The organism is Pseudomonas rosaeacicularis (genome assembly GCF_057128745.1).
On the sequence record NZ_JBSKHT010000001.1, the window covers coordinates 342,493 to 366,193 of the forward strand.

Here is a 23,701-nt window from a genome sequence, read left to right on the forward strand (position 1 = left end):
CCCTCCGGGCAGAATCAAAAGCAGGTCGCCGCAAGCCGAGACGAAATCACAGGTCCGAGCAGATCATTTATCCCTCCCCGCCAACCCATGTCGTAAACGCACCTTTGCGTGGCGCCCGTAGGCATCTAGCCAGTGGGCGTCGGCCCTACCATCGCTTCCAAGGGGCATTCCACACGCCCTACCGAAAAGTCAGGCGCCGCGCCGCCGCTGGGAGAACCGCGATGTTCAGCAAGCAAGACCAAATCCAGGGTTACGACGATGCACTGCTGGCGGCGATGAATGCCGAAGAGCAGCGTCAGGAAGATCACATTGAGCTGATCGCCTCGGAGAACTACACCAGCCAGCGCGTGATGGAAGCTCAAGGCAGCGGCCTGACCAACAAATACGCCGAAGGTTATCCGGGCAAGCGTTACTACGGCGGTTGCGAGCACGTCGATAAGGTCGAGCAACTGGCCATCGACCGCGCCAAGCAACTGTTCGGCGCCGATTACGCCAACGTTCAACCGCACTCCGGCAGCCAGGCCAACGCCGCTGTTTATTTGGCCCTGCTCAATGCAGGCGACACCGTGCTGGGCATGAGCCTGGCCCACGGCGGTCACCTGACCCACGGCGCCAAAGTCAGTTTCTCGGGCAAGCTCTACAACGCTGTCCAATACGGCATCGACACCACCACTGGCCTGATCGATTACGACGAAGTCGAGCGTCTGGCCGTCGAGCACAAGCCGAAAATGATCATCGCCGGCTTCTCGGCTTACTCGAAAACTCTGGATTTCCCGCGTTTCCGCGAAATCGCTGACAAGGTGGGCGCCTACTTCTTCGTCGACATGGCCCACGTTGCCGGTCTGGTTGCTGCGGGTCTGTACCCGAACCCGCTGCCGTACGCCGACGTTGTGACCACCACCACCCACAAAACCCTGCGCGGTCCTCGTGGCGGTCTGATCCTGGCAAAAGCCAACGAAGAACTGGAAAAGAAATTCAACTCCGCCGTGTTCCCCGGTGGTCAGGGCGGCCCGCTGATGCACGTCATCGCCGCCAAGGCCGTGTGCTTCAAAGAAGCCATGGAGCCGACGTTCAAGGCGTACCAGCAGCAAGTGATCGATAACGCCCAGGCCATGGCGCAAGTGTTCATCGATCGTGGTTTTGATGTGGTGTCCGGCGGTACCGACAACCACCTGTTCCTCGTCAGCCTGATTCGCCAGGGCCTGACCGGTAAAGAGGCCGACGCCGCATTGGGTCGCGCTCACATCACCGTCAACAAGAACTCGGTACCCAACGATCCACAATCGCCGTTCGTGACCTCGGGCCTGCGCATCGGCACCCCGGCCGTCACCACCCGCGGCTTCAAAGTGACCCAGTGCATTACGCTGGCCGGCTGGATCTGCGACATCCTCGACAATCTCGGCGACGCCGATGTCGAGGCCAATGTGGCCGGTCAGGTTGCCGCCCTGTGCGCCGATTTCCCGGTTTACCGCTGAGTCAGGAGTAGCACCATGCAGCATTACTCAGGCTTCGGCCTTCTGAAACACTCCCTCAGCCACCACGAAAACTGGCAGCGCATGTGGCGCACGCCGACCCCGAAAAAGGTCTACGACGTGGTCATCGTCGGCGGCGGCGGTCACGGTCTGGCGACGGCGTACTACCTGGCCAAAGAACACGGCATCACCAATGTGGCCGTGGTCGAGAAGGGCTGGTTGGGCGGCGGCAACACCGCGCGTAACACCACCATCGTGCGCTCCAACTACCTGTGGGACGAATCCGCTCACCTGTACGAACACGCGATGAAACTGTGGGAAGGCCTGTCTCAGGACCTGAACTACAACGTCATGTTCTCGCAGCGCGGCGTGTACAACCTGTGCCACACCCTGCAAGACATGCGTGATTCCGAGCGCCGCGTCAGTGCCAACCGCCTCAACGGCGTCGATGGCGAACTGCTCAACGGCAAGCAAGTGGCGGACGAAATTCCGTACCTGGACTGCTCTAAAAATACCCGTTACCCGATCATCGGCGCGACCGTGCAACGTCGCGGCGGTGTAGCACGTCACGACGCCGTAGCCTGGGGCTTTGCCCGCGCTGCCGATGCGTTGGGCGTGGATTTGATCCAGCAAACCGAAGTCACCGGTTTTCGTAAGGAAAACGGCGTGTGCATCGGCGTTGAAACCAACAAGGGCTTCATCGGCGCCAAGCGCGTCGGTGTGGTGACAGCGGGTAACTCCGGTCATATGGCCAAACTGGCGGGCTTCCGCCTGCCGATCGAATCTCACCCGCTGCAAGCGCTGGTGTCTGAGCCGATCAAGCCGATTATCGACAGCGTCATCATGTCCAACGCCGTACACGGTTACATCAGCCAGTCCGACAAGGGCGACCTGGTGATCGGCGCCGGTATCGACGGCTGGGTCGGCTATGGCCAGCGCGGTTCGTACCCGGTGATCGAACACACTATTCAGGCCATCGTCGAGATGTTCCCGGTGTTGTCCCGCGTGCGCATGAACCGTCAGTGGGGCGGCATCGTCGACACCACGCCGGACGCCTGCCCGATCATTTCCAAGACGCCTGTGCCGAACATGTTCTTCAACTGCGGTTGGGGCACCGGTGGTTTCAAAGCCACACCGGGCTCGGGCAACGTGTTTGCCGCAAGCCTGGCGAAAGGCGAAATGCACCCACTGGCTAAACCGTTTTCCATCGACCGGTTCCACAACGGCGCTCTCATTGACGAACACGGCGCTGCCGCGGTCGCGCACTAACCACTCACAGGAGAAATCCCATGCTGCACATCTTCTGTCCTCACTGTGGCGAACTGCGCTCCGAAGAGGAATTCCACGCGTCAGGTCAGGCTCATATCCCGCGTCCGCTGGACCCGGCTGCCTGCACCGACGCCGAGTGGGGCGACTACATGTTCTTCCGCGACAACCCGCGCGGCCTGCACCACGAACTGTGGATTCATGCCGCCGGTTGCCGTCAGTACTTCAACGCCACGCGTGACACCGTGACGTACGAGATTCTCGAAACCTATCTGATTGGCACCAAGCCGCAGTTCGTCAATCAGGCGCCTGCTGTCGGTCGCGGAGACAAGGTATGAGCCAGAACAATCGACTGCCCAATGGTGGCCGCATCGACCGCAGCAAGGTGCTGAATTTCACCTTCAACGGTCAGGTGTATCAGGGCTTTGAAGGCGACACTTTGGCCGCAGCCTTGCTGGCCAATGGCGTTGACATCATTGGCCGCAGCTTCAAGTATTCGCGTCCTCGGGGCATTTTCGCCGCCGGTTCCGAAGAGCCGAATGCGGTGTTGCAGATCGGCGCCACCGAAGCCACCCAGATCCCCAACGTGCGTGCCACTCAGCAAGCACTGTATTCGGGCCTGGTCGCCACCAGCACCAACGGTTGGCCGAGCGTCAACACCGACATGATGGGGATTCTGGGCAAGGTCGGCGGCAAGCTGATGCCGCCGGGCTTCTACTACAAAACCTTCATGTACCCGCAATCGTTCTGGATGACTTACGAGAAGTACATCCGTAAGGCGGCAGGTCTTGGTCGTTCGCCGACTGAAATCGATCCGGATTCCTACGACAACTTTAACCAGCACTGCGACGTGCTGATCGTCGGCGCAGGCCCTGCTGGACTTGCGGCTGCACTGGCTTCGGCTCGCAGCGGCGCCCGTGTGATCTTGGCTGATGAACAGGAAGAATTCGGCGGCAGTCTGCTGGATTCTCGCGAGAGCCTGGACGGAAAGCCGGCTGCTGAATGGGTCGCCACCGTTGTTGCCGAACTCAAAAGTTTGCCTAACGTGGTGCTGCTGCCTCGCGCCACCGTCAACGGCTACCACGATCACAACTTCCTGACCATTCACGAGCGCCTGACCGATCACCTCGGCGATCGCGCGCCGATTGGCCAGGTGCGTCAGCGCATGCACCGTGTCCGCGCCAAGCGCGTGGTGTTGGCGTCCGGTACTCACGAACGTCCTCTGGTCTACGGCAACAACGACGTGCCGGGCAACATGCTGGCCGGCGCGGTTTCCACCTACGTGCGTCGTTACGGCGTCGCACCGGGCAAAAAGCTGGTGCTGACCACCAACAACGATCACGCCTACCGCGTTGCTTTGGATTGGCTCGACGCCAGCCTGCAAGTGGTGGCCATTACTGATGCCCGTCATAACCCGCGCGGCGCGCTGGTTGAAGAAGCGCGCGCCAAGGGGATTCGCATCCTGACTGGCAGCGCCGTGACCGAAGCCCGTGGCAGCAAGCGCGTGACTGCCGCCCGTGTCTGCGCCATTGACGTCAAAGCCCACAAAGTCACCAGCCCAGGCGAATGGCTCGATTGCGACCTGATCGCCAGCTCCGGTGGCTACAGCCCTATCGTTCACTTGGCCTCGCACTTGGGTGGCAAGCCGGTCTGGCGTGAAGACATCCTCGGTTTCGTACCGGGCGAAGCACCGCAAAAACGCGTGTGCGTCGGCGGCGTGAATGGCGTCTACGCCTTGGGCGATGCACTGGCTGACGGTTTCGAAGGTGGCGTGCGCGCTGCCAGCGAAGCCGGTTTCAAAGTGGTCGAAGGCGTGCTCCCAAAAGCCTTGAGCCGCGTTGAAGAACCGACGCTGGCGCTGTTCCAGGTGCCCCACGACAAAGCCACTGCCCGCGCGCCGAAGCAGTTCGTCGACCTGCAGAACGACGTCACCGCTGCCGCCATCGAACTGGCGACCCGCGAAGGTTTTGAGTCGGTCGAGCACGTCAAACGCTACACCGCGCTGGGTTTCGGCACCGATCAGGGCAAGCTGGGCAACGTCAACGGTCTGGCCATCGCGGCCCGCTCGCTGAACGTGACCATCCCGGAGATGGGCACCACCATGTTCCGCCCCAACTACACGCCCGTGACCTTCGGCGCTGTGGCCGGTCGTCACTGCGGTCACATTTTCGAGCCTGTGCGCTTCACTGCGCTGCACGCCTGGCATGTGCGCAATGGCGCCGAATTCGAAGACGTCGGCCAGTGGAAACGTCCGTGGTACTTCCCCAAAGCCGGTGAAGACATCCACGCCGCCGTCGCCCGCGAATGCAAAGCCGTGCGTGCAAGCGTCGGCCTGCTGGACGCCTCCACCCTGGGCAAGATCGACATTCAAGGGCCGGATGCGCGGGAGTTTCTTAACCGCATCTACACCAACGCCTGGACCAAGCTCGATGTGGGCAAGGCGCGTTATGGCCTGATGTGCAAAGAAGATGGCATGGTGTTCGACGACGGCGTGACCGCCTGCGTTGCCGACAACCACTTCATAATGACCACCACGACCGGTGGCGCTGCACGCGTGCTGCAATGGCTGGAAATCTACCAACAAACCGAATGGCCGGACCTGAAGGTTTACTTCACCTCCGTGACCGACCACTACGCGACCATGACCTTGTCGGGCCCCAACAGCCGCAAGCTGCTGGCCGAAGTGACTGACATGGACTTGGGCCGTGAAGAATTTCCTTTCATGACCTGGAAAGAAGGTTTGGTCGGTGGCGTACCGGCGCGGGTGTTCCGGATTTCGTTTACAGGTGAGCTTTCCTACGAAGTGAACGTCCAGGCCGACTACGCCATGGGTGTTCTGGAAAAAATCATCGAGGCGGGCAAGAAGTACAACCTGACGCCGTACGGCACCGAGACCATGCACGTGCTGCGGGCCGAGAAGGGTTTCATCATCGTCGGTCAGGACACCGACGGCTCGATGACCCCGGACGATCTGAACATGGGCTGGTGTGTCGGTCGCACCAAGCCGTTCTCGTGGATCGGCCAGCGCGGCATGAACCGCGAAGACTGCGTGCGCGATCAGCGCAAGCAGCTGGTGGGCTTGAAGCCGATTGATCCGAACAAGTGGCTGCCGGAAGGCGCGCAACTGGTGTTCGACCCCAAACAGTCGATCCCGATGACCATGGTCGGTCACGTCACGTCGAGCTATGCGGCCAACTCCCTGGGTTATTCGTTCGCGATGGGCGTGGTGAAAGGCGGGCTGAAGCGCATGGGTGAGCGGGTGTTCTCGCCGCAAGCGGATGGCAGCGTCATCGAAGCCGAAATCGTGTCCTCGGTGTTCTTCGATCCGAAGGGTGAGCAGCAGAACGTGGAATAAGCCCGCCGGGCTGGTGATTTCTCTGTAGGAGCGAACTTGTTCGCGAGGCGGGCGCCCTGATACACCGCGTCGCCTGCCTCGCCAACAAGTTGGCTCCTACAGAATCTACGTTCACTACAGAATTCAGGAAAGGTGCTCTATGACCACAGCCAACGTTTACCAACAACGGCCAACGACCGGCGCGAAAGCCGAGTCACCGTTGTTTCACGCTGACCTCAACAGCCTGGTCGGCAAGGGCCGCGCCAACGCTGGCGTGACCATTCGCGAGAAGAAACTGCTGGGCCACCTGACGATTCGTGGCAATGGCCATGACGCCGCTTTTGCTGCTGGCGTACACAAAGCTCTGGGCATGGAATTGCCAAGCGCGCTGGCAATGGTGGTCAGCGGCGAAAGCTCGATCCAATGGCTCGGGCCGGATGAATGGTTGCTGATCGTGCCAAGTGGCGAAGAGTTCGCTGCCGAGCAGAAACTGCGTGAAGCGTTGGATGGCCTGCACATCGCGGTCGTCAACGTCAGCGGCGGGCAATCACTGCTGGAACTGACCGGCCCGAAAGTCCGTGAAGTGTTGATGAAATCCACCAGCTACGACGTGCACCCGGACAGCTTTCCGGTGGGCAAAGCGATTGGCACTGTGTTCGCCAAATCCCAACTGGTCATCCGCCGTACCGGCGAAGAAACCTGGGAGCTGGTCATCCGCCGCAGCTTCGCTGATTACTGGTGGCTGTGGTTGCAGGATGCGAGTGCGGAATATGGCCTCGCCATTGTTGAGTAATAACGGCTGATACAAAACCTGTGGGAGCGGATCTGTCCGCGAAGAGGCCAGCGGGTCAGATAAATATCCATCGTCTGGCAGATGGTCTTCGCGGACAGGTCCGCTCCCACAATGAATTTGCGTTCATCGCGCAGTTTCGTGACCTAAGGAATCAATATGAGCCGCGCCCCCGACACATGGATTTTGACCGCCGATTGCCCCAGCGTACTGGGCACGGTGGATGCGGTGACGCGCTACCTGTTCGAACAGGGCTGCTACGTCACCGAGCACCATTCGTTCGATGACCGTCTGTCCAGCCGCTTCTTCATTCGTGTGGAATTTCGTCAGCCCGACGGCTTCGACGAGCAGGCCTTCAGGGCAGGGCTGGCCGAACGCGGACAATCCTTTGGCATGATTTTCGAGCTGACGGCGCCCAACTACCGGCCAAAAGTGGTGATCATGGTCTCCAAGGCCGATCATTGCCTCAACGACTTGCTCTACCGCCAGCGCATCAATCAGCTGTCCATGGACGTGGTCGCCGTGGTGTCCAATCACCCCGATCTCGAACCTCTGGCGCGCTGGCACGAAATTCCCTACTACCATTTCCCTCTCGATCCCAACGACAAGCCCGCGCAGGAAGCTAAGGTCTGGCAGGTGATTGAGGAGTCCGGCGCCGAACTGGTGGTGCTCGCGCGCTACATGCAAGTGCTGTCTCCGGACCTGTGCCGCAAGCTCGATGGCAAGGCGATCAATATTCATCACTCGTTGTTGCCAGGGTTCAAGGGCGCCAAGCCGTATCATCAGGCCTACAACAAGGGCGTGAAACTGGTCGGCGCGACGGCGCATTACATCAACAACGATCTGGACGAAGGTCCAATCATTGCGCAGGGCGTCGAGGCGGTGGATCACAGCCATTACCCCGAAGACCTGATCGCCAAAGGCCGCGACATTGAAGGCCTGACGTTGGCGCGTGCGGTGGGGTATCACATAGAACGGCGGGTGTTTTTGAACGCCAATCGAACGGTTGTCCTTTGACCTGTAGGAGCCAACTTGTTGGCGAGATGAATTTACGCGGTGTGTCAGGTAAGCCGCCTCGCGAACAAGTTCGCTCCTACAGGGTTTGATCCACTCTCTTCTACAACAACAAATAAAGAGGTGACATGCATGTCTGGTAATCGTGGTGTGGTGTATCTCGGCGCTGGCAAGGTCGAAGTACAGAAAATCGACTATCCCAAAATGCAGGACCCGCGCGGCAAGAAGATCGAGCACGGTGTCATCCTGCGTGTAGTTTCCACTAACATCTGCGGCTCGGACCAACACATGGTGCGCGGTCGCACCACCGCCCAGGTCGGTCTGGTCCTGGGCCATGAGATCACCGGTGAAGTGATCGAAATGGGCACCGGCGTCGAAAATCTCAAGATCGGCGATCTGGTTTCTGTACCTTTCAACGTGGCATGTGGCTTATGCCGCTCCTGCAAAGAACAGCACACGGGCGTGTGCCTGACCGTCAATCCGGCTCGCCCCGGTGGCGCCTACGGTTACGTCGACATGGGCGACTGGGTAGGCGGCCAGGCTGAGTATGTGCTTGTGCCGTACGCCGACTTCAACCTGCTCAAACTGCCTGATCGCGACAAGGCGATGGAAAAAATTCGCGACCTCACCTGCCTGTCTGACATTCTGCCGACCGGTTATCACGGCGCGGTGACGGCCGGCGTCGGCCCAGGCAGCAGCGTTTACATCGCAGGTGCTGGCCCGGTGGGTCTGGCTGCCGCTGCGTCGGCTCGCCTGCTGGGCGCTGCCGTTGTCATTGTCGGTGACGTCAACCCGGTACGTCTGGCTCACGCCAAGGCTCAGGGTTTTGAAATTGCCGACCTGTCCAAGGACACCCCGCTGCACGAGCAGATCGTGACGCTGCTGGGCGAACCTGAAGTGGATTGCGCGGTAGACGCCGTAGGCTTCGAAGCCCGTGGTCACGGTCATGACGGCGTCAAGGCCGAAGCCCCTGCAACGGTGCTCAACTCGCTAATGGGCGTGGTGCGCGTGGCAGGCAAGATCGGTATTCCCGGCCTGTATGTCACCGAAGATCCGGGCGCTGTCGATGCTGCCGCGAAAATGGGCAGCCTGAGCATTCGCTTTGGTCTGGGTTGGGCCAAATCCCACAGCTTCCACACTGGCCAGACCCCGGTCATGAAGTACAACCGTCAGCTGATGCAGGCGATCATGTGGGACCGCATTAACATCGCCGATGTTGTCGGTGTCGAAGTCATCACCCTAGATGACGCGCCGCGCGGTTACGGCGAATTCGATGCGGGCGTACCGAAGAAATTCGTGATCGATCCACACAAGTTGTTCAGCGCGGCATAGCGCTCAAGGCCGGGACGGAAGGGCGGCTGAGGTCGCCCTTTTTTTATTATGCAGGTAAGTCTCTGGATCAACGGCTGTAGGGGTTTTCCGCAAGTTGGAACGGAATTTTTGACTTCTGTTTCATGCCGTTTCAAGCGCATTTTTGCTGTGTTATCTGTCCGGCCCGATTTTTTCAGGCTGTGGGTAATACATGTTTGTTTGTGCCGTAAGAATATTGATCCAGACGCTTCTCGGACTTTGGCTGATAGCGGGTCTCACCAGTACGCTGGCCAGTGCGCAATTGTCGCGCCCGGCACCGCGCTGGATCTACTCGACGGTTTTCTATGAAAACGCCAATGCCTGCATGTGGGCAGGGGTTGCGGCCGATATCTGCCGCGCAGGGTATCGTTCGGCGTTTCGCCAGCACCTGAGGACGGTGCCGACCTATCGCCAAGAGCAAGAGTGCGAGAACGATTTTTATCCCGACGAGTGCTCATCCGGGGCAAAGTATCTGCTGTGGAGCCCTTGGCTGTCGGGCTTTTCGTTGACTCGACGCTCATCACTGGGCACAGCTTTTGGCAGTGGCTCGACCTCAGGTATCACGCATTATTTCAGTGAGCCGTTGTATTGGGAGCGCGATGGTCAGGGCGGCTCACAACTGACGACGCTGCGCGACAAACTTCGAGCGGGTCAGCACTTCGAGCATGCCGTCAGCCGTCACCCGGAGATTCAACCGGGTTCAGCGTTGAGCGACCGCAGGCTCGCGCGGGCTTTCGAGCCGCAGCGGCTGTATGAGCCGGTTGCGCCGTGATCGTCCGCATGCGGGTTATGCCGCTATCCCACACCCAGAGACCTTCCTACAACGATGCCAGTTTCCCTTGATACAAGACCGGTCCGGTCGGTTTGCCACTAGGCGAGCCGCCTTGGGGTTCCAGGGTAATAGCCAGGGTGGTCGGCGTGCCTATCAACGTGCGCTGACGTTCGCTTAGATCGACGCGGCCCTTGCCGTCGTTGGGAATAACGCCCAGCGACACCGGTACGCCATCGGCCGGAATGGCCCACAGTTCCAGGCTACCCCCAGGTTCGACCGACGCGAGTGCCAGCGGCTCGACTTTCAGGTAGCGGTCGTAGGCTTGCACGGCCAAGGCGGGCTGTTGATTGGTCGCGACCAGGGTTGCGTTGAACGTGGCGGTGTCGCGGGTGAAGATCACGCCGAGAATCCCCGCAACCACCACAGAACAAGCCACAGCCGTAATCCGCAGCCAATTCCAGAACGGGCGTCGTGCCGGAACGTGCAACACCTGCGGATCGATGCGCGCGACGATGGCCTGCCAAACGCGTTCCGGCACGTCCTTCGGTTCAAGGGACGAAGTCAGCCCGGCCAGAGATTCCTGCCATTGCGCCAATTCCCGTTGCAACGACGGGTCATCGAGCAACAGGCTTTCAAAACGCCTGCGGGCGGTCAGCGGCATCAGGCCGATGGCGTAATCGGCAGCGAGGGCGCGGCGCAGTTCGGGTCGTTGGTAGTTCATGATTCCAGGCACCTGCGCAAGCGTTCCATGCCGCGGCGAATCCACGATTTGACCGTGCCCAGTGGCGCCGCCAGTTGCGTGGTCAGATCCCCATGGGATGCGCCATGAAAGTAAGCCGTGATGATCGACTGACGCTGCATCGTTTCCAGCGTGTCGAGGCAGCGTTGCAGCGCATGGTTGTCGCGGTGGCTTTCAAGCTGCTCCTGCGCTGAAGGCGCCTCATCAAACAGCGCGTGGGCCTGCTCGTCGGTGAGGGGCTCTTCACGGTGCTTGCGCAGTTGGTCGATGGCTTTGTTGCGAGTGATGCTGATCATCCAGGTCATCGGTGCCGACAGGTTGGCATCGTATTGGGCGGCGCTGTTCCAGATCCGCACGAAAGCTTCCTGTAATACGTCTTCGGCCAGATCACGCTGGCCCATGCAGCGCAGTGCCACGGCGAACAAATATCCGGACGTTTTGCGGTACAGGGTTTCGAAAGCACGACGATTGCCCAGTGAGCATTGCGCTAGCAGTTGCCTGAGTTCATCTGTGTCGACGGGCGAAATAGCAGTTCTCCAGCCAGAATGCGAAGCGCGGCTGCGCTGATGGCGACGATAGTGGCAGGTTAGTCCAGGTTGGGCCGTAGTTCCATTCACAGTCGTGTCGCTCTTGGAGGCTGGGCATGGGCTTAGGTTCGGTCCATGTTTGATATACGCAGCCCGTGGCATATCGGATGCAGCCGCCTGCGAGTATTTCGATACAGGCCCACCCAGCCGACGGAGGACCGGAACTTCTTTTTCTGAGAAGGTCCAACGCGTGTTTAGCCGGCTTTGCCGGATCTTTTGCCAATGAGGTTGCTGGGATGAAGGTTTCTATGAAGGGTTCTGCAAACAAGGCACGCGGTGTCGCACTGGTGACACTGATGGCGCTGGCTTCAAGCCCGGTGTTTGCTTTCAACCTGAACGACGCGGCGAATGCTGTTTCCAACGCCACCGGCGGTAATCAGAAAGCCACCGCCGCGCCAGAAGCCGCCGGTTTGCTCAATACCTTGGGCACGCAACTCAATGTCACGCCGCAACAAGCGGTCGGCGGCACGGGCGCATTGTTGGGCCTGGCCAAGAACAAACTGGCGGGTAACGATTATTCGCAACTGAGCAAGACAGTACCGGGGCTGGATCAGTTGGCCGGTACATCCGCGCTGGGCAGTCTGGGTGGTTTGGGCGGCATGTTGGGCGGTTCGAGTGGCAGCAACTCGGCAGTCAACAGCGCGCTGGGCAATGTGCAAAGCATGGGCGACGTGAACACCGCGTTCAAGGCGCTGGGCATGGACAGCGGCATGGTCAGCCAGTTTGTGCCGGTGATCCTTCAATATCTCGGTCAGCAAGGCGCGGGCGGCACTGCGCTACAGAGCTTGGCTGGCGTTTGGGGTGCAGGAAGCTGATTTCACAGCAGTTGCGCATCTAGGCGCTGTGATCAGTGCCCGTGGCTGCGACCGACGTGGGAATGCTCCACGTCCGCCGTGACCACGCTGCCGCTGACTTCCAGCCGATCCAGAATCCCGCAATGGTCCGGAGCGCCTTCGCTGCAGCGTTCGCGCAGATCGGTCAGTTGCCCTTGCAGCGCCATCAGGCTGGCGATCCGGGCGTTGACGTGCTGAATGTGATCGTCGATCAGCGCATTGACGCTTTCGCACTTATCCTGTGGGCTGTCGCGCAGGGTCAGCAGGCTGCGGATCTCATCCAGTGTCATGTCGAGGCTGCGGCAATTGCGGATGAAGGTCAGCCGTTCGACGTGTTCCCGGGTGTAAAGCCGGTAATTGCCTTCGCTGCGGGCGGGCTCGCTGAGCAGGCCTTCGCGTTCGTAATAGCGAATGGTTTCCACAGGGCAGTCGGTGAGTTTTGCCAGCTCGCCGATCTTGTAGGACGCGCTCATGGTGATCAATCTCGTTTGTGTGCTTGACCCTATAGTGGCTACAGGGTGTTCACTTGGCAACAAGCACCTTACGGACTCCACGATGAGTGACTCTGCAAACAAATCCCCGCTTCACGATCACGCCAATCACGATCACGCTGAACATGACCACAGCGGTCACGATCATGCCGCGCACGACCATTCTGGCCATGACCACGCCGGGCACGATCACCCGCCTGCCAAACTCACGCCTGTTCATCAGCACGACGCTCACGCCTGCTGCTCCCATGAGAGCGCGCCTGCGGTAGTGACCTTCGCTGCTGCGTCCGAAGCCGGCGGCAAGATGAGCAGCTTCCGGATCGAGGCCATGGATTGCCCCACCGAGCAGACGTTGATCCAGAACAAGCTTGGCAAAATGGCCGGGATTCAAAAACTCGAATTCAATTTGATCAATCGCGTCCTTGGCGTTTGGCACGAACTGCCATCCACCGATCCGATTCGCGAAGCCATCGGTTCGCTAGGCATGCAGGCGGATCTGCTCGAAGAGGGCGCAAGCAAAGAAACCGCTTCGCTGCCCCCTGCGAAAAAGCCGTGGTGGCCTCTGGCGTTGTCCGGCGTGGCTGCGCTGACGTCCGAAGTGGTGCATTTCACTAACGCCGCGCCGACCTGGGTTGTCGCGCTAATCGCGCTGGTTGCGATCTTCAGCGGCGGTTTGACCACGTACAAAAAGGGCTGGATCGCCCTGAAGAACTTCAACCTGAACATCAACGCGCTGATGAGCATCGCTGTAACGGGTGCGGTGTTGATCGGGCAATGGCCGGAAGCGGCGATGGTGATGTTCTTGTTCACCGTCGCCGAGTTGATCGAGGCCAAATCCCTGGATCGCGCGCGCAACGCGATTGGCGGGCTGATGCAACTGACGCCGGACATGGCGACCGTTCAGCAGGATGGGCAGTGGGTCGAAGTCGACGCCAAGCAAATCGAAATGGGAGCGGTGGTCCGGGTGAAGCCGGGAGAGCGCATCGCGCTGGATGGTGAAGTGGTTTCCGGCACTTCCACCATTGACCAGGCGCCGATTACCGGCGAAAGCCTGCCGGTGGAAAAAGCCGTTGGCGACAAGGTGTTTGCGGGCACGATCAATCAGGCCGGTTCCCTTGAGTTCAAGGTGACCGCCGCGGCCAGCAACTCGACGCTGGCGCGGATCATTCACGCGGTCGAAGCGGCGCAAGGCGCACGGGCGCCGACACAGCGCTTCGTCGATTCGTTCTCGAAAATCTATACCCCGGCGGTGTTCGCGCTGGCGCTGGCGGTGGCTGTCATCCCGCCTCTGTTCATGGGTGCGGTGTGGTTCGACTGGATTTATCGCGCGCTGGTGTTGCTGGTCGTCGCTTGCCCGTGTGCGCTGGTGATTTCTACGCCGGTGACCATCGTCAGCGGCTTGGCCGCCGCGGCGCGCAAAGGGATTTTGATCAAGGGCGGCGTGTATCTGGAAATGGGCCATAAGCTCGACTTCATTGCCCTCGACAAGACCGGCACCATCACCCACGGCAAGCCGGTGCAGACCGATTACGTGCTGCTTGATGAAGCTTTTGGCGATAAAGCGGTCGCGGTTTCTGCCAGCCTGGCAGGTCGCTCCGATCACCCGGTTTCGCTGGCGATTGCCAAAGCGGCGCAGGTGGAGTTTCACCTTGAGGTCAGCAACTTTGAGGCGCTGGGCGGGCGCGGCGTCAAAGGTGAAGTCGACGGCCGTGTGTATAACTTGGGCAACCACCGTCTGATTCACGAGTCCGGGCTCTGTTCGCCAGAGCTTGAGGCAAGGCTCGAAGCGCTTGAGACACAGGGTAAAACCGTCGTCCTGCTGTTTGACGAAACCAAGCCGTTGGCACTATTCGCCGTGGCCGACACGGTAAAAGACAGCAGCCGCGAGGCCATCGGTCAGTTGCACGAGATGGGCATCAAAACCCTGATGCTGACCGGCGACAATCCGCACACGGCCAAGGCGATTGCTGGTCAGGTCGGCATAGACCAGGCCCAAGGCAATATGCTGCCGGCGGACAAGCTGGCGGCGATTGAAGGGTTATACGCCAAGAACCATCGGGTCGGCATGGTCGGCGACGGCATCAATGACGCGCCAGCACTGGCGCGCTCGGAGATCGGTTTTGCCATGGCAGCAGCGGGCACCGACACTGCCATCGAAACCGCCGACGTCGCATTGATGGACGATGATCTGCGCAAGATCCCGGCCTTCATCCGCCTGTCGCGTCAGACCTCCGCCATCCTCAAGCAAAACATCGCACTGGCGCTGGTGATCAAACTCATCTTCCTCGTCGTCACGTTCGCAGGCCTTGCAACCATGTGGATGGCGGTGTTCGCCGACATGGGCGTGAGTTTGCTGGTGGTGTTCAACGGGTTGCGGTTGTTGCGCAAGTAAGAACACCGGAGAGCGTCAGCACTGACGCTCTCGCGTATGCCGCGGACAATCGTAGGAGCGCGCTAGCCCGCGATGACGGTGTGTCAGGCATCATTTTCATATCAGGCCTACCGCAATCGCGGGCAATCGCGCTCCTACATATTGGGTTCGTTTGTAAGACGCTTCCCCAGGCCGCTGTAATCCACCTCTGAAAACCTCGCGCCTGTGCCGCTTTAAACGCCGTGTTTAATGACACCCATCAAACGACAAACCTATCGTCTGTTTCTCATCGAGACGATCAGGGATGTCGCGGTCATGCCCAAACCCTACACCTTCATCAATCCGAAACTGCAAGGCTATGAGTCTCTCCGAGACAGCCTGGTATCCGATACCAATGCGCGGTTGAAATTTGATCAACTTAACCAGTCCCTGCGCAGGCAACTGGTTTTTCCTGGCGAATTAGTGATCGTCGGCGACGCCTCCACGCGTTTCCATACTTGGGATGAGCGGCACCTGATGACCTATGCGGGCGATGTCCGACACTCCATCCTGTCGAACGGGCGCACCGCCAACGACGTCATGGCGCAAAATTTTGACCTGCTGCAAAGCATCATGACCTACAGCTCGATTGGCATCGGCAGCGCCTCGGGTGCCTGGAGCAAACACCTGGATGAAATCAAAGAAACGCTCACAGATATTGAGTCGCTGCATAAGCGCTGGCGGTCAGGGGGGCTGACGAAAGATCAGTTCATTGCGCAACGTCGGCCGCTGTTTTCGAAACTCGACACTCAACTGGAAGGCGTCGGCCGATTTGGTTCGGGCCTGAAAAATGAACGCGGAATAAAAAGCATGCTCGGCATTTCCAGCAAAAGTTATCTGTATTCAGGCGAGATAGCGGGTTACGCCAATACCGTCAGAGGTGTCTCGAAGATGGCGACTGTGCTGAGCAAAGGTACTTATGTTGGCATTGCGCTGGATGTAGGGGCGGGTGCTCTGGAGATTCAGGAAGCGTGTTCTGTTGATCGGGCGGATCAGTGTACGAAGGCTAAGTATGTGGAGGTGGGGAAAATGGCAGCGGGGATTCCTGCTTCGATGGCCGGTGGTTTAGGTGGTGGATTCGTTATGTCGGGCATTTGTGTCGCAATTGGCGTGCCGACGGGAGGGTTAGGTGCACTTGCTTGCGCTATTGTCGGAGGCGCTGTGGGAGCTTGGGGTGGAGGAACGCTCGGAAGTCAGGGGGGCGAGTTCCTGGGCACGCGGTTATATGACCAGGCCAGGTGATGACTATGGGTTATAGCTTGGTATTGCTCGGGCTCTATATCACTTTAGTGATTAACCTTTTCATATTTTTTTATGTGGCGAAATTTAAACTCGACGAGTTGGAAGTAAGGTTATCCCAATCAAAAATTGTTACGGATGCAAAGTTGAGCTGGGACGCCAATCATATGCGCGCACGACTGTTCCGCCTGAATATGGTGTTGATCGCTCTGACCGTTCCAAAACACTGGAGTAAACGTGGACTTGTTGACTTGAGAGAAGTCAGGGATTTGCCTGTCTCGCTGGCTCGTTGGGTAATCATTCCAGGAGCCTTGAATGTATTGATAATAATGGCCGTCTATTGTATGCAGAAACATGGAGGAATCAGTCCGTGATCCTTCCCATTGCTGTGCGTGGGCATCCTGATCCGGACGCCCTTCGACCAAAGTGCACAGTGCTCATTACTTCCCGTACTTCTCCCGCCCCCAGTCGATCATCCCCTGCAACAGCGCTTTCAGCACAACGCGGGTTGGGTCGGCGAGGTCCGGGCGATAGTGGAATGGCACGAACTCGTCCATGTAGGTGCTTTGGGTCAGTTCCAGTTGCACCGCGTGGATATGGTTGGCCGGGTCGCCGTAGTGGCGGGTGATGTGACCGCCCTTGAAGCGGCCGTTTAGCACGTGGCTGTAGTTTTCGCCCGCTGCCGCGCAGATCGCCTCTGCTTTGCTCGCCAACGCCGGGTCGCAACTGACGCCGTTGAAGGTGCCGAGGTTGAAGTCCGGCAGGCGGCCATCGAACAGGTGCGGGATGTGCCCACGAATCGAATGTGCATCGAACAACAGCGCATAACCGAATTCGTCGCGCAGCCGCGCCAGTTCCTGCTGCAGCGTGTCGTGGTAGGGCGTCCAGATCTCTTCCAGATACGTCGCACGCTCTGCTTTGCTGGGGGCCAGTCCTTCGTGAAAAAGCGGGTCGCCTTCGAACAACGTCGCTGGATACAGGCCCGTGGTTGCACCGGCGTACAGCGGCTTATCGTCGGACGGCCGATTCAGGTCAATGACGAAACGCGAGTACTCGGCGGCCAACACGCTGGCACCCATCTCATGGGCGAAATCGTACAGACGCGGGATATGCCAGTCGGTGTCGGGCAGGCTCAGGGCCTCGGTGACGAGACCGGCCTTGACCGTTTCAGTCAGTTTCAGCCCTGGGTGCGGCATGCTGATCAGCAGCGGTACGCGACCGCGAGTAAAACTTAGAACCTTATCCACTTCGTTCTCCCGAAAAGTCAGTTAGAAAGTGCTTTCGACGCCGTGACGCACGACCCGTTTTTCCAGATCGCCGCCCAGCCAATACGCCAAATCCGCTGGCCGTTCGATGTTCCATGCGACGAAGTCCGCGACCTTGCCGACCTCCAGTGACCCGTGAGTGTCGGCCATACCTAGCGCTTTTGCTGCATGAACTGTTGCCCCGGCCAGCGCTTCCTCCGGTGTCATACGAAACAGCGTGCAGGCCATGTTCAGCATCAGGCGCAGCGACAGACCGGGCGAGGTGCCAGGGTTCAAGTCAGTGGCGATGGCGATATTGACGCCGTGTTTGCGCAGCGCTTCCATTGGCGGCAATTGGGTTTCACGCAGGAAGTAAAACGCGCCCGGCAGCAACACCGCGACCGTTCCGGCGGCGCCCATGGCGATGGCGTCCTCTTCGGTCATGAACTCAAGGTGATCCGCCGACAGCGCTTGATAACGCGCAGCAAGACTTGAGCCATGCAGCGATGACAACTGCTCGGCATGCAGCTTCACCGGCAAACCCAGTTGCCCGGCCGTGATAAACACCTGCTCCACCTGAGCCGTCGAAAACGCCAGGTATTCACAGAACGCGTCCACCGCATCCACCAGCTCTTCAGCTGCGAGCGCGGGCAGCATCTCGCTGCAGATGTGGTTGATGTAATCGTCGGCGCGGTCTTTGTATTCAGGCGGCAGAGCGTGGGCGGCAAGGCACGTCGCCCGGACGGTGACGGGCAGTTGCTCACCCAGGCGACGGGCCACGCGCAGCATCTTGCGCTCGTTTTCCAGGTCCAGGCCGTAGCCGGATTTGATCTCAACCGTTGTCACGCCGTCTTTGAGTAGGTGCTTCAAGCGGCTTTCGGCGCTGGCGTAGAGTTCGTCTTCGCTGGCCGCTCGAGTGGCCCGAACGGTACTGGCGATGCCGCCGCCTGCCGCCGCGATCTCGGCGTAGCTCACGCCCTGCAGCCGTTGTTCGAACTCGCCGCTGCGGTTGCCGCCGAAGACGGTGTGAGTGTGGCAATCGATCAATCCGGGCGTGACCCACATGCCGTTCAGGTCAACGGTCTGGATGTCGTCTTGAGGCGGCAATTGCTTGCGAGGGCCGATCCAGGCGATGTGCGCTCCCTCGGTCACGATGGCGGCGTCCTCGATGATCGAGTATTGGCCGTGCGCCATGCTTGCGACGTGACAGTGTTGCCAGAGCGTTTTCATCGATTGTCTCCAGAATTCAATAAAAATCCTGCAGGAGTGAGCTTGCTCGCGATAGCGGTGTATCAGAGACGATTTTGTCGTCTGACTCTCCGACATCGCGAGCAAGCTCACTCCTACACGTTAATCATGAGCGGCGCGACTCAAGTTGGGTCGAGTCCTGCTTCGGCCTCACCCACAGGTAATAAGCGATCACCAACAGAACAATCCAGATCGCCCCAACAATCAACGCTGCCTGGGTGTCCGGAAACCAGCCCAGCACGCCGAATACGAACAGCATGAACGCGGTTGCTGCAAGCGGCGCCACCGGCCAGAACGGCACCGGGAATTTCAGTTCGGCACTCTGCTCGGATGTCATCGAGCGGCGCATGGCGATCTGCGTGATCAGAATCATCAGCCATACCCACACCGTGGCGAAGGTCGCGATGGACGCGATCAGCAGAAACACGTTCTCCGGGATCAGGTAATTCAGCACCACACCGCACAGCAGCGTGATACCCATCACCACCACGGTCATCCACGGCACGCCGTTGGCCGAGAGCTGCGCAAAACCCTTCGGCGCCTGACCTTGTTTGGCCAGGCCGTACATCATGCGGCCTGCGCCGAAGATGTCGCTGTTGATCGCCGAGATGGCGGCCGAGATCACCACGATATTGAGCACGGTCGCGGCCGAACTGATCCCCAGGTGATCGAAGATCTGGACGAACGGGCTGCCTTCGCTGCCAATCTGCTGCCACGGATACAACGACATCAGCACGAATAGCGTCAGTACATAGAACAGTAAAATCCGCAGCGGCACCGCGTTAATGGCGCGCGGAATCACCCGTTGTGGATCTTTTGCTTCACCCGCCGTGATGCCAATGATTTCAATACCGCCGAAGGCGAACATCACCACCGCAAGCGAAGCAATCATCCCGCCCACGCCATTGGGCATGAACCCGCCATGGGTCCAGAGGTTGCTGACACTGGCGACGCTTTCGCCCGACGCCTGACCCAGACCAAACAGCAAGATGCCGAAACCCGCCAGGATCATCGCGATGATCGCGCCGACCTTGAGCAAGGACAGCCAGAACTCGGTTTCCCCGAAGACTTTGACGCTGCACAGGTTAAGCGCGCCGATGAAGAAGATGATGCTCAGCACCCAGATCCAGCGCGGCACGTCGGGGAACCAGAAGCCCATGTAAATCCCAAAGGCCGTGACGTCCGCCAGACAGACGATGATCATCTCGAACGCGTAGGTCCAGCCCAGCACGAAGCCTGCAAGCGGACCCAGATAAGTGGTGGCGTACTCGCCGAACGAGCCCGACACCGGGTTGTGTACTGCCATTTCCCCCAGCGCGCGCATGACCATGTAAACGGCAGCGCCGCCGATCAGGTAGACCAGCAACACCGCTGGCCCCGCCATTTTTATGGCCTCGGCAGACCCGTAGAACAGCCCGGTGCCGATGGCCGATCCCAGCGCCATGAAGCGAATGTGACGCGCGGTGAGGCCGCGTTTCAGAGAAGTTTGTGGCGTATTCATTTCGCGATCCTTGTTGTTCTTGTGCGGCGAAATGGTGTGAGAAGCCCGGGGTCAACGGTCACCCTGTAGGAGCTGACGAGGCACGAGGCTGCGATAGATCTTGAATTCGATGGAGACCTTCAGATTTTTCGCAGCCTCGTACCTCGTCAGCTCCTACACGAGCGCAGGTATCGGCCAGATTGCATCCCACAATCATTTCATCGACAGACCCATCCTGGTCTGTCCGAGCATTAAAGGCTTGGAAGCAGATCCGCAGGTGCCAGGGCATTCAGGCATTGTGAAGCGAGCAATTGGATGGCCGCGTCGATGTCCGGCGCGAAGAAGCGGTCCTTCTCATAGAACGGCACCTGGCTGCGCAAGGCGGCACGGGCTTTTTCCAGCTTGATCGAAGTTTTGAGGCCGTTGCGCAGGTCCAGGCCTTGGCAAGCGGCGAGCCATTCTACGGCAAGAACGCCCCGGGTGTTTTCCGCCATTTCCCACAAACGCTTGCCGGCTGCTGGCGCCATCGACACGTGGTCTTCCTGGTTGGCCGAGGTCGGAATGCTGTCGACGCTGTGCGGGTGGGCCAACGCTTTGTTCTCGCTGGCCAGCGCCGCTGCAGTGACCTGCGCGATCATGAAGCCGGAGTTCACGCCGCCATTGGCCACCAGGAACGGCGGCAATTGCGACATGTGCTTGTCCATCATCAACGAAATACGGCGTTCGCTCAGCGAGCCGATTTCCGCCAGCGCCAACGCCAGGTTATCAGCGGCCATGGCGACCGGTTCTGCGTGGAAGTTACCGCCGGAGATCACTTCGCCTTCTGCGGCGAACACCAGCGGGTTGTCCGAGACCGCATTGGCTTCGACGCTCAGCACCTCGGCGGCCTGACGCAGTTGAGTCAGGCACGCGCCCATGACTTGCGGCTGGCAGCGCAGGGAGTAGGGGTCTTGAACCTTGTCGCAGTCGCGATGGGATTCAGAGACTTCACTGCCGTCGCCGAGCAAATCGCGATAAGCGGCAGCGGCGTCAATCTGCCCGCGCTGACCGCGAGCAGCATGAATCCGCGCATCGAACGGCGAGCGTGAGCCCAGCACCGCTTCAACAGTCAGCGCGCCACAGGCCAAGGCGCCGGCGAACAAATCTTCACCTTCGAACAGGCCGCGCAGGGCGTAGGCGGTTGATACTTGCGTGCCGTTGAGCAGCGCCAGACCTTCTTTGGCGGCCAGCGTCAGCGGTTCCAGCCCGGCAATCGCCAGTGCTTCAACCGCGTTCAGCCATTGGCCGTTATGCCGGGCCTTGCCTTCGCCCAACAGCACCAGCGACATGTGCGCCAGCGGTGCCAGATCGCCGGATGCGCCGACCGAACCCTTGAGCGGGATGTGCGGATAGACCTCGGCGTTGACCAGAGCAATCAAAGCATTGATGACCTTGCGGCGGATGCCGGAGAAACCACGGCTGAGGCTGTTGACCTTGAGCACCATGATCAGGCGCACCAGCTCGTCGCTGATCGGCTGACCGACGCCTGCAGCGTGAGAAAGCACCAGCGAGCGCTGCAGGTTTTCCAGATCGGCGCTGGCGATGCGCGTGGAGGCCAGCAGGCCGAAACCGGTGTTGATGCCGTAGGCGGTGCGGTTCTCCGCCAGGATCTGCTCGACGCAGGCGACGCTGTCTTCGATCTGTTGGTCAGCGCTGCTGTCGAGGGTCAATGTCACGGGCTGCTGATAGATCGCACGCAGTTGCGCCAGGGTCAGTTGGCCGGGGATCAGGTTCAGCGGGGTCGCCAGTTTTGAATCAGTCACGATGCTACTCCTTCGTTGATATCGGTCGGTTGCCCTGAGCTGGCTCCTGCCTGCTCCGCACTGGTGGCGCTCGGGTCCCGACGGCTACTGGTTGATGATTGTCCGTCGCAGGCGCGGAAAATCGTTTGAAGCGATTCTTCGTTTTTGAGCAGTGTCACGCTGCTGGCGATATCGGGCGCCAGCCAGCGGTCCTCGTCGTACGCCGGGACTCGCTCGCGCAGCAATTGCCACGCGACATCAGTACCCGCGCCGAAGCGCTGCTCTTTAAAAAATTCGAATGCCTGGGCCGCCAGCAGATACTCGATGGCGAGGATCTGCGTGACGTTTTCCAGCACTTTGTGCAGCTTCAATGCCGCGCTGGTGCCCATGCTTAGATGATCCTCCTGCATGCCGGAGGTCACGTAGTTGTCGATGACTGCCGGTTGCGCCATCTGGCGGTTTTCGGCGCACAGCGAGGCGGCGACATATTGCACGATCATCATCCCGGAATTGACTCCCGGCTGAGTGACCAGAAACGCCGGCAAGCCACTGACCGCCGGGTTGATCAGGCGATCAAGCCTGCGCTCGGCAATCGAGCCCAGTTCGGCCATGGCAATCGCCAGCAGGTCTGCGGCCATCGCCACCGACTGGCCGTGGGGATTGGCTTGCGATACCACGCGATAGGTCTCGGGCGTGCCGAGCAACAGTGGGTTATCGGTGGCGGAATTGAGCTCGATTTCGATCTGTCTGGTGGCGTGCGCCAGTTGATCCCGGGTCGCGCCGTGCACTTGGGGAATCGAACGGATGCTCAAGGCGTCTTGGGTGCGAATGCCTTTACTCAGCTCCAGCACCTCACTACCGGCCAGCAGCCCGCGCAGGTTCTTGCCGACCTGCTGCATGCCGGGGTGCGGCTTGAGCGCAATGATGGTTTCGTCGAACGCATCCAGTTGCCCGCGCAGTGCTTCGAAAGTCATGGCGCCGATGACGTCGGCCCATTGCGTCAGGCGCTGCACGTCGGCAATCGCCAGGCAACTGAGGCCGGTCATGCACGGCGTGCCGTTGACCAGGCACAGGCCGTCTTTTGCGCCCAGTTCGACCGGCGACAGACCTTCTTCGCTCAAGGCCTGCAGCGCTGACATGACCTGGCCGTTGTAACTGACCATACCGACGCCCAGCAGCGCGACGCCGATGTGCGCCATGTGGGTGAGATAGCCCACCGAACCCTGGGACGGCACTTGCGGGGTAATGCGGTGATTGAGCAGTGCGATCAGCGCTTCTACTACTTGCCGATGAATGCCGGATTTGCCCTGGCTGTAGTTGATGATCGCCGCGCAGGTGATGGCGCGGGTCTGCTCGTCGGGCAACGGCAAACCCACCCCGCACGCGTGACTGAGCAGGGTGTTGCGTGACAGCCGACTCAGTTGCTCGCCTTCCAGCGACACGTTGCACAGCGCGCCCAGACCGGTGTTGACCCCATAGGCGCGCTCGCCACTGGCGACGATGCGCTGAACGATCCCTTGGGCGTTGTCGATCCGTGCCCAGGCGGCGGCGGACAACTCGACCCGTGCACCGTGGCGCGCGACCGCAACCACGTCCTGCCAGCGCAAAGGCGCGTCACCGATGATGATCTGTTCAGCTCGCAACATGACGG

The 23,701-nt window shown here is 59.9% G+C and carries 20 protein-coding genes; 12 read left to right on the plus strand and 8 right to left on the minus strand.

Annotated elements, in window-relative coordinates; all coding sequences use genetic code 11:
• Positions 1-221: 221 nt before the first annotated feature.
• From glyA to ACWKWM_RS01705, 8 genes are all read left to right on the plus strand, one after another.
• Entirely contained in the window at positions 222-1,475 is a 1,254-nt protein-coding gene (gene glyA, locus ACWKWM_RS01670; protein ID WP_483844440.1) for a serine hydroxymethyltransferase, read from the plus strand.
• A gap of 15 nt (positions 1,476-1,490) precedes the next feature.
• Complete coding sequence (locus ACWKWM_RS01675; RefSeq protein WP_032628141.1) at positions 1,491-2,741, plus strand: sarcosine oxidase subunit beta family protein; 1,251 nt, start codon at positions 1,491-1,493, stop codon at positions 2,739-2,741.
• Positions 2,742-2,761: 20 nt separating this feature from the next.
• Positions 2,762-3,076: a sarcosine oxidase subunit delta gene (locus ACWKWM_RS01680; protein ID WP_483844441.1), complete on the plus strand. Its 315-nt coding sequence runs from the start codon at positions 2,762-2,764 to the stop codon at positions 3,074-3,076.
• Positions 3,073-6,093, plus strand: a complete 3,021-nt coding sequence (locus ACWKWM_RS01685) for a sarcosine oxidase subunit alpha (RefSeq protein WP_483844442.1) — start codon at positions 3,073-3,075, stop codon at positions 6,091-6,093. Before ACWKWM_RS01680 ends, ACWKWM_RS01685 begins: the two co-directional genes overlap by 4 nt.
• 139 nt (positions 6,094-6,232) lie before the next feature.
• Positions 6,233-6,865, plus strand: coding sequence for a sarcosine oxidase subunit gamma (locus ACWKWM_RS01690; protein ID WP_483844443.1), 633 nt, complete (start codon positions 6,233-6,235; stop codon positions 6,863-6,865).
• A 156-nt stretch (positions 6,866-7,021) separates the two neighbouring features.
• Positions 7,022-7,879: a formyltetrahydrofolate deformylase gene (purU, locus tag ACWKWM_RS01695; protein ID WP_483844444.1), complete on the plus strand. Its 858-nt coding sequence runs from the start codon at positions 7,022-7,024 to the stop codon at positions 7,877-7,879.
• Between the two features lie 129 nt (positions 7,880-8,008).
• Positions 8,009-9,208 (plus strand): formaldehyde dehydrogenase, glutathione-independent, encoded by a 1,200-nt coding sequence (gene fdhA, locus ACWKWM_RS01700; RefSeq protein ID WP_349797674.1) that lies wholly within the window; start codon positions 8,009-8,011, stop codon positions 9,206-9,208.
• 214 nt (positions 9,209-9,422) lie between these two features.
• Positions 9,423-9,998 carry a DUF1190 domain-containing protein gene (locus ACWKWM_RS01705; protein WP_483844445.1) on the plus strand — a complete coding sequence of 192 codons (576 nt, stop codon included), beginning with the start codon at positions 9,423-9,425 and terminating at the stop codon, positions 9,996-9,998.
• A 46-nt stretch (positions 9,999-10,044) separates the two neighbouring features.
• On the opposite strand, the gene ACWKWM_RS01710 is transcribed toward ACWKWM_RS01705, so the two are convergent.
• Both ACWKWM_RS01710 and ACWKWM_RS01715 read right to left on the minus strand, forming a co-directional pair.
• Positions 10,045-10,719, minus strand: coding sequence for an anti-sigma factor (locus tag ACWKWM_RS01710; RefSeq protein ID WP_483844446.1), 675 nt, complete (start codon positions 10,717-10,719; stop codon positions 10,045-10,047).
• Entirely contained in the window at positions 10,716-11,354 is a 639-nt protein-coding gene (locus ACWKWM_RS01715; RefSeq protein WP_483844447.1) for a sigma-70 family RNA polymerase sigma factor, read from the minus strand. The genes ACWKWM_RS01710 and ACWKWM_RS01715 overlap by 4 nt, the downstream gene beginning before the upstream one ends.
• A 218-nt stretch (positions 11,355-11,572) precedes the next feature.
• Here ACWKWM_RS01715 and ACWKWM_RS01720 point away from each other — a divergent pair, with 218 nt between their 5' ends.
• Positions 11,573-12,139 (plus strand): DUF2780 domain-containing protein, encoded by a 567-nt coding sequence (locus ACWKWM_RS01720; protein WP_483844448.1) that lies wholly within the window; start codon positions 11,573-11,575, stop codon positions 12,137-12,139.
• A gap of 32 nt (positions 12,140-12,171) precedes the next feature.
• Here the strand turns inward: ACWKWM_RS01720 and cadR are convergent, their stop codons facing one another.
• The gene (gene cadR, locus ACWKWM_RS01725; RefSeq protein WP_483844449.1) at positions 12,172-12,630 is read right to left on the minus strand and encodes a Cd(II)/Pb(II)-responsive transcriptional regulator; all 459 of its coding nucleotides are present in this window, start codon (positions 12,628-12,630) and stop codon (positions 12,172-12,174) included.
• A gap of 82 nt (positions 12,631-12,712) precedes the next feature.
• On the opposite strand from cadR, the gene ACWKWM_RS01730 reads away from it, so the two are divergent.
• The 3 genes from ACWKWM_RS01730 (at position 12,713) to ACWKWM_RS01740 (ending at position 16,671) form a co-directional block, all read left to right on the plus strand.
• Positions 12,713-15,040 (plus strand): heavy metal translocating P-type ATPase, encoded by a 2,328-nt coding sequence (locus ACWKWM_RS01730; protein WP_483844450.1) that lies wholly within the window; start codon positions 12,713-12,715, stop codon positions 15,038-15,040.
• 228 nt (positions 15,041-15,268) lie between these two features.
• The gene (locus ACWKWM_RS01735) at positions 15,269-16,300 is read left to right on the plus strand and encodes a hypothetical protein (protein ID WP_483844451.1); all 1,032 of its coding nucleotides are present in this window, start codon (positions 15,269-15,271) and stop codon (positions 16,298-16,300) included.
• Positions 16,301-16,305: 5 nt separating this feature from the next.
• Complete coding sequence (locus ACWKWM_RS01740; protein WP_483844452.1) at positions 16,306-16,671, plus strand: hypothetical protein; 366 nt, start codon at positions 16,306-16,308, stop codon at positions 16,669-16,671.
• Positions 16,672-16,737: 66 nt separating this feature from the next.
• On the opposite strand, the gene hutG is transcribed toward ACWKWM_RS01740, so the two are convergent.
• From hutG to hutH (ACWKWM_RS01765), 5 genes are all read right to left on the minus strand, one after another.
• A complete protein-coding gene (gene hutG, locus ACWKWM_RS01745; protein WP_483844453.1) occupies positions 16,738-17,544 on the minus strand; it encodes an N-formylglutamate deformylase in 807 nt (268 codons plus the stop codon).
• 21 nt (positions 17,545-17,565) lie between these two features.
• A complete protein-coding gene (gene hutI / locus ACWKWM_RS01750) occupies positions 17,566-18,771 on the minus strand; it encodes an imidazolonepropionase (protein ID WP_483844454.1) in 1,206 nt (401 codons plus the stop codon).
• 124 nt (positions 18,772-18,895) lie between these two features.
• Positions 18,896-20,290 (minus strand): amino acid permease, encoded by a 1,395-nt coding sequence (locus ACWKWM_RS01755; RefSeq protein ID WP_483844455.1) that lies wholly within the window; start codon positions 20,288-20,290, stop codon positions 18,896-18,898.
• A 230-nt stretch (positions 20,291-20,520) separates the two neighbouring features.
• On the minus strand, positions 20,521-22,056 hold the full coding sequence (hutH, locus tag ACWKWM_RS01760; RefSeq protein ID WP_483844597.1) for a histidine ammonia-lyase: 1,536 nt from the start codon (positions 22,054-22,056) through the stop codon (positions 20,521-20,523).
• Positions 22,057-22,067: 11 nt separating this feature from the next.
• Positions 22,068-23,696: a histidine ammonia-lyase gene (hutH, locus tag ACWKWM_RS01765; protein WP_483844456.1), complete on the minus strand. Its 1,629-nt coding sequence runs from the start codon at positions 23,694-23,696 to the stop codon at positions 22,068-22,070.
• Positions 23,697-23,701 lie beyond the last annotated feature (5 nt).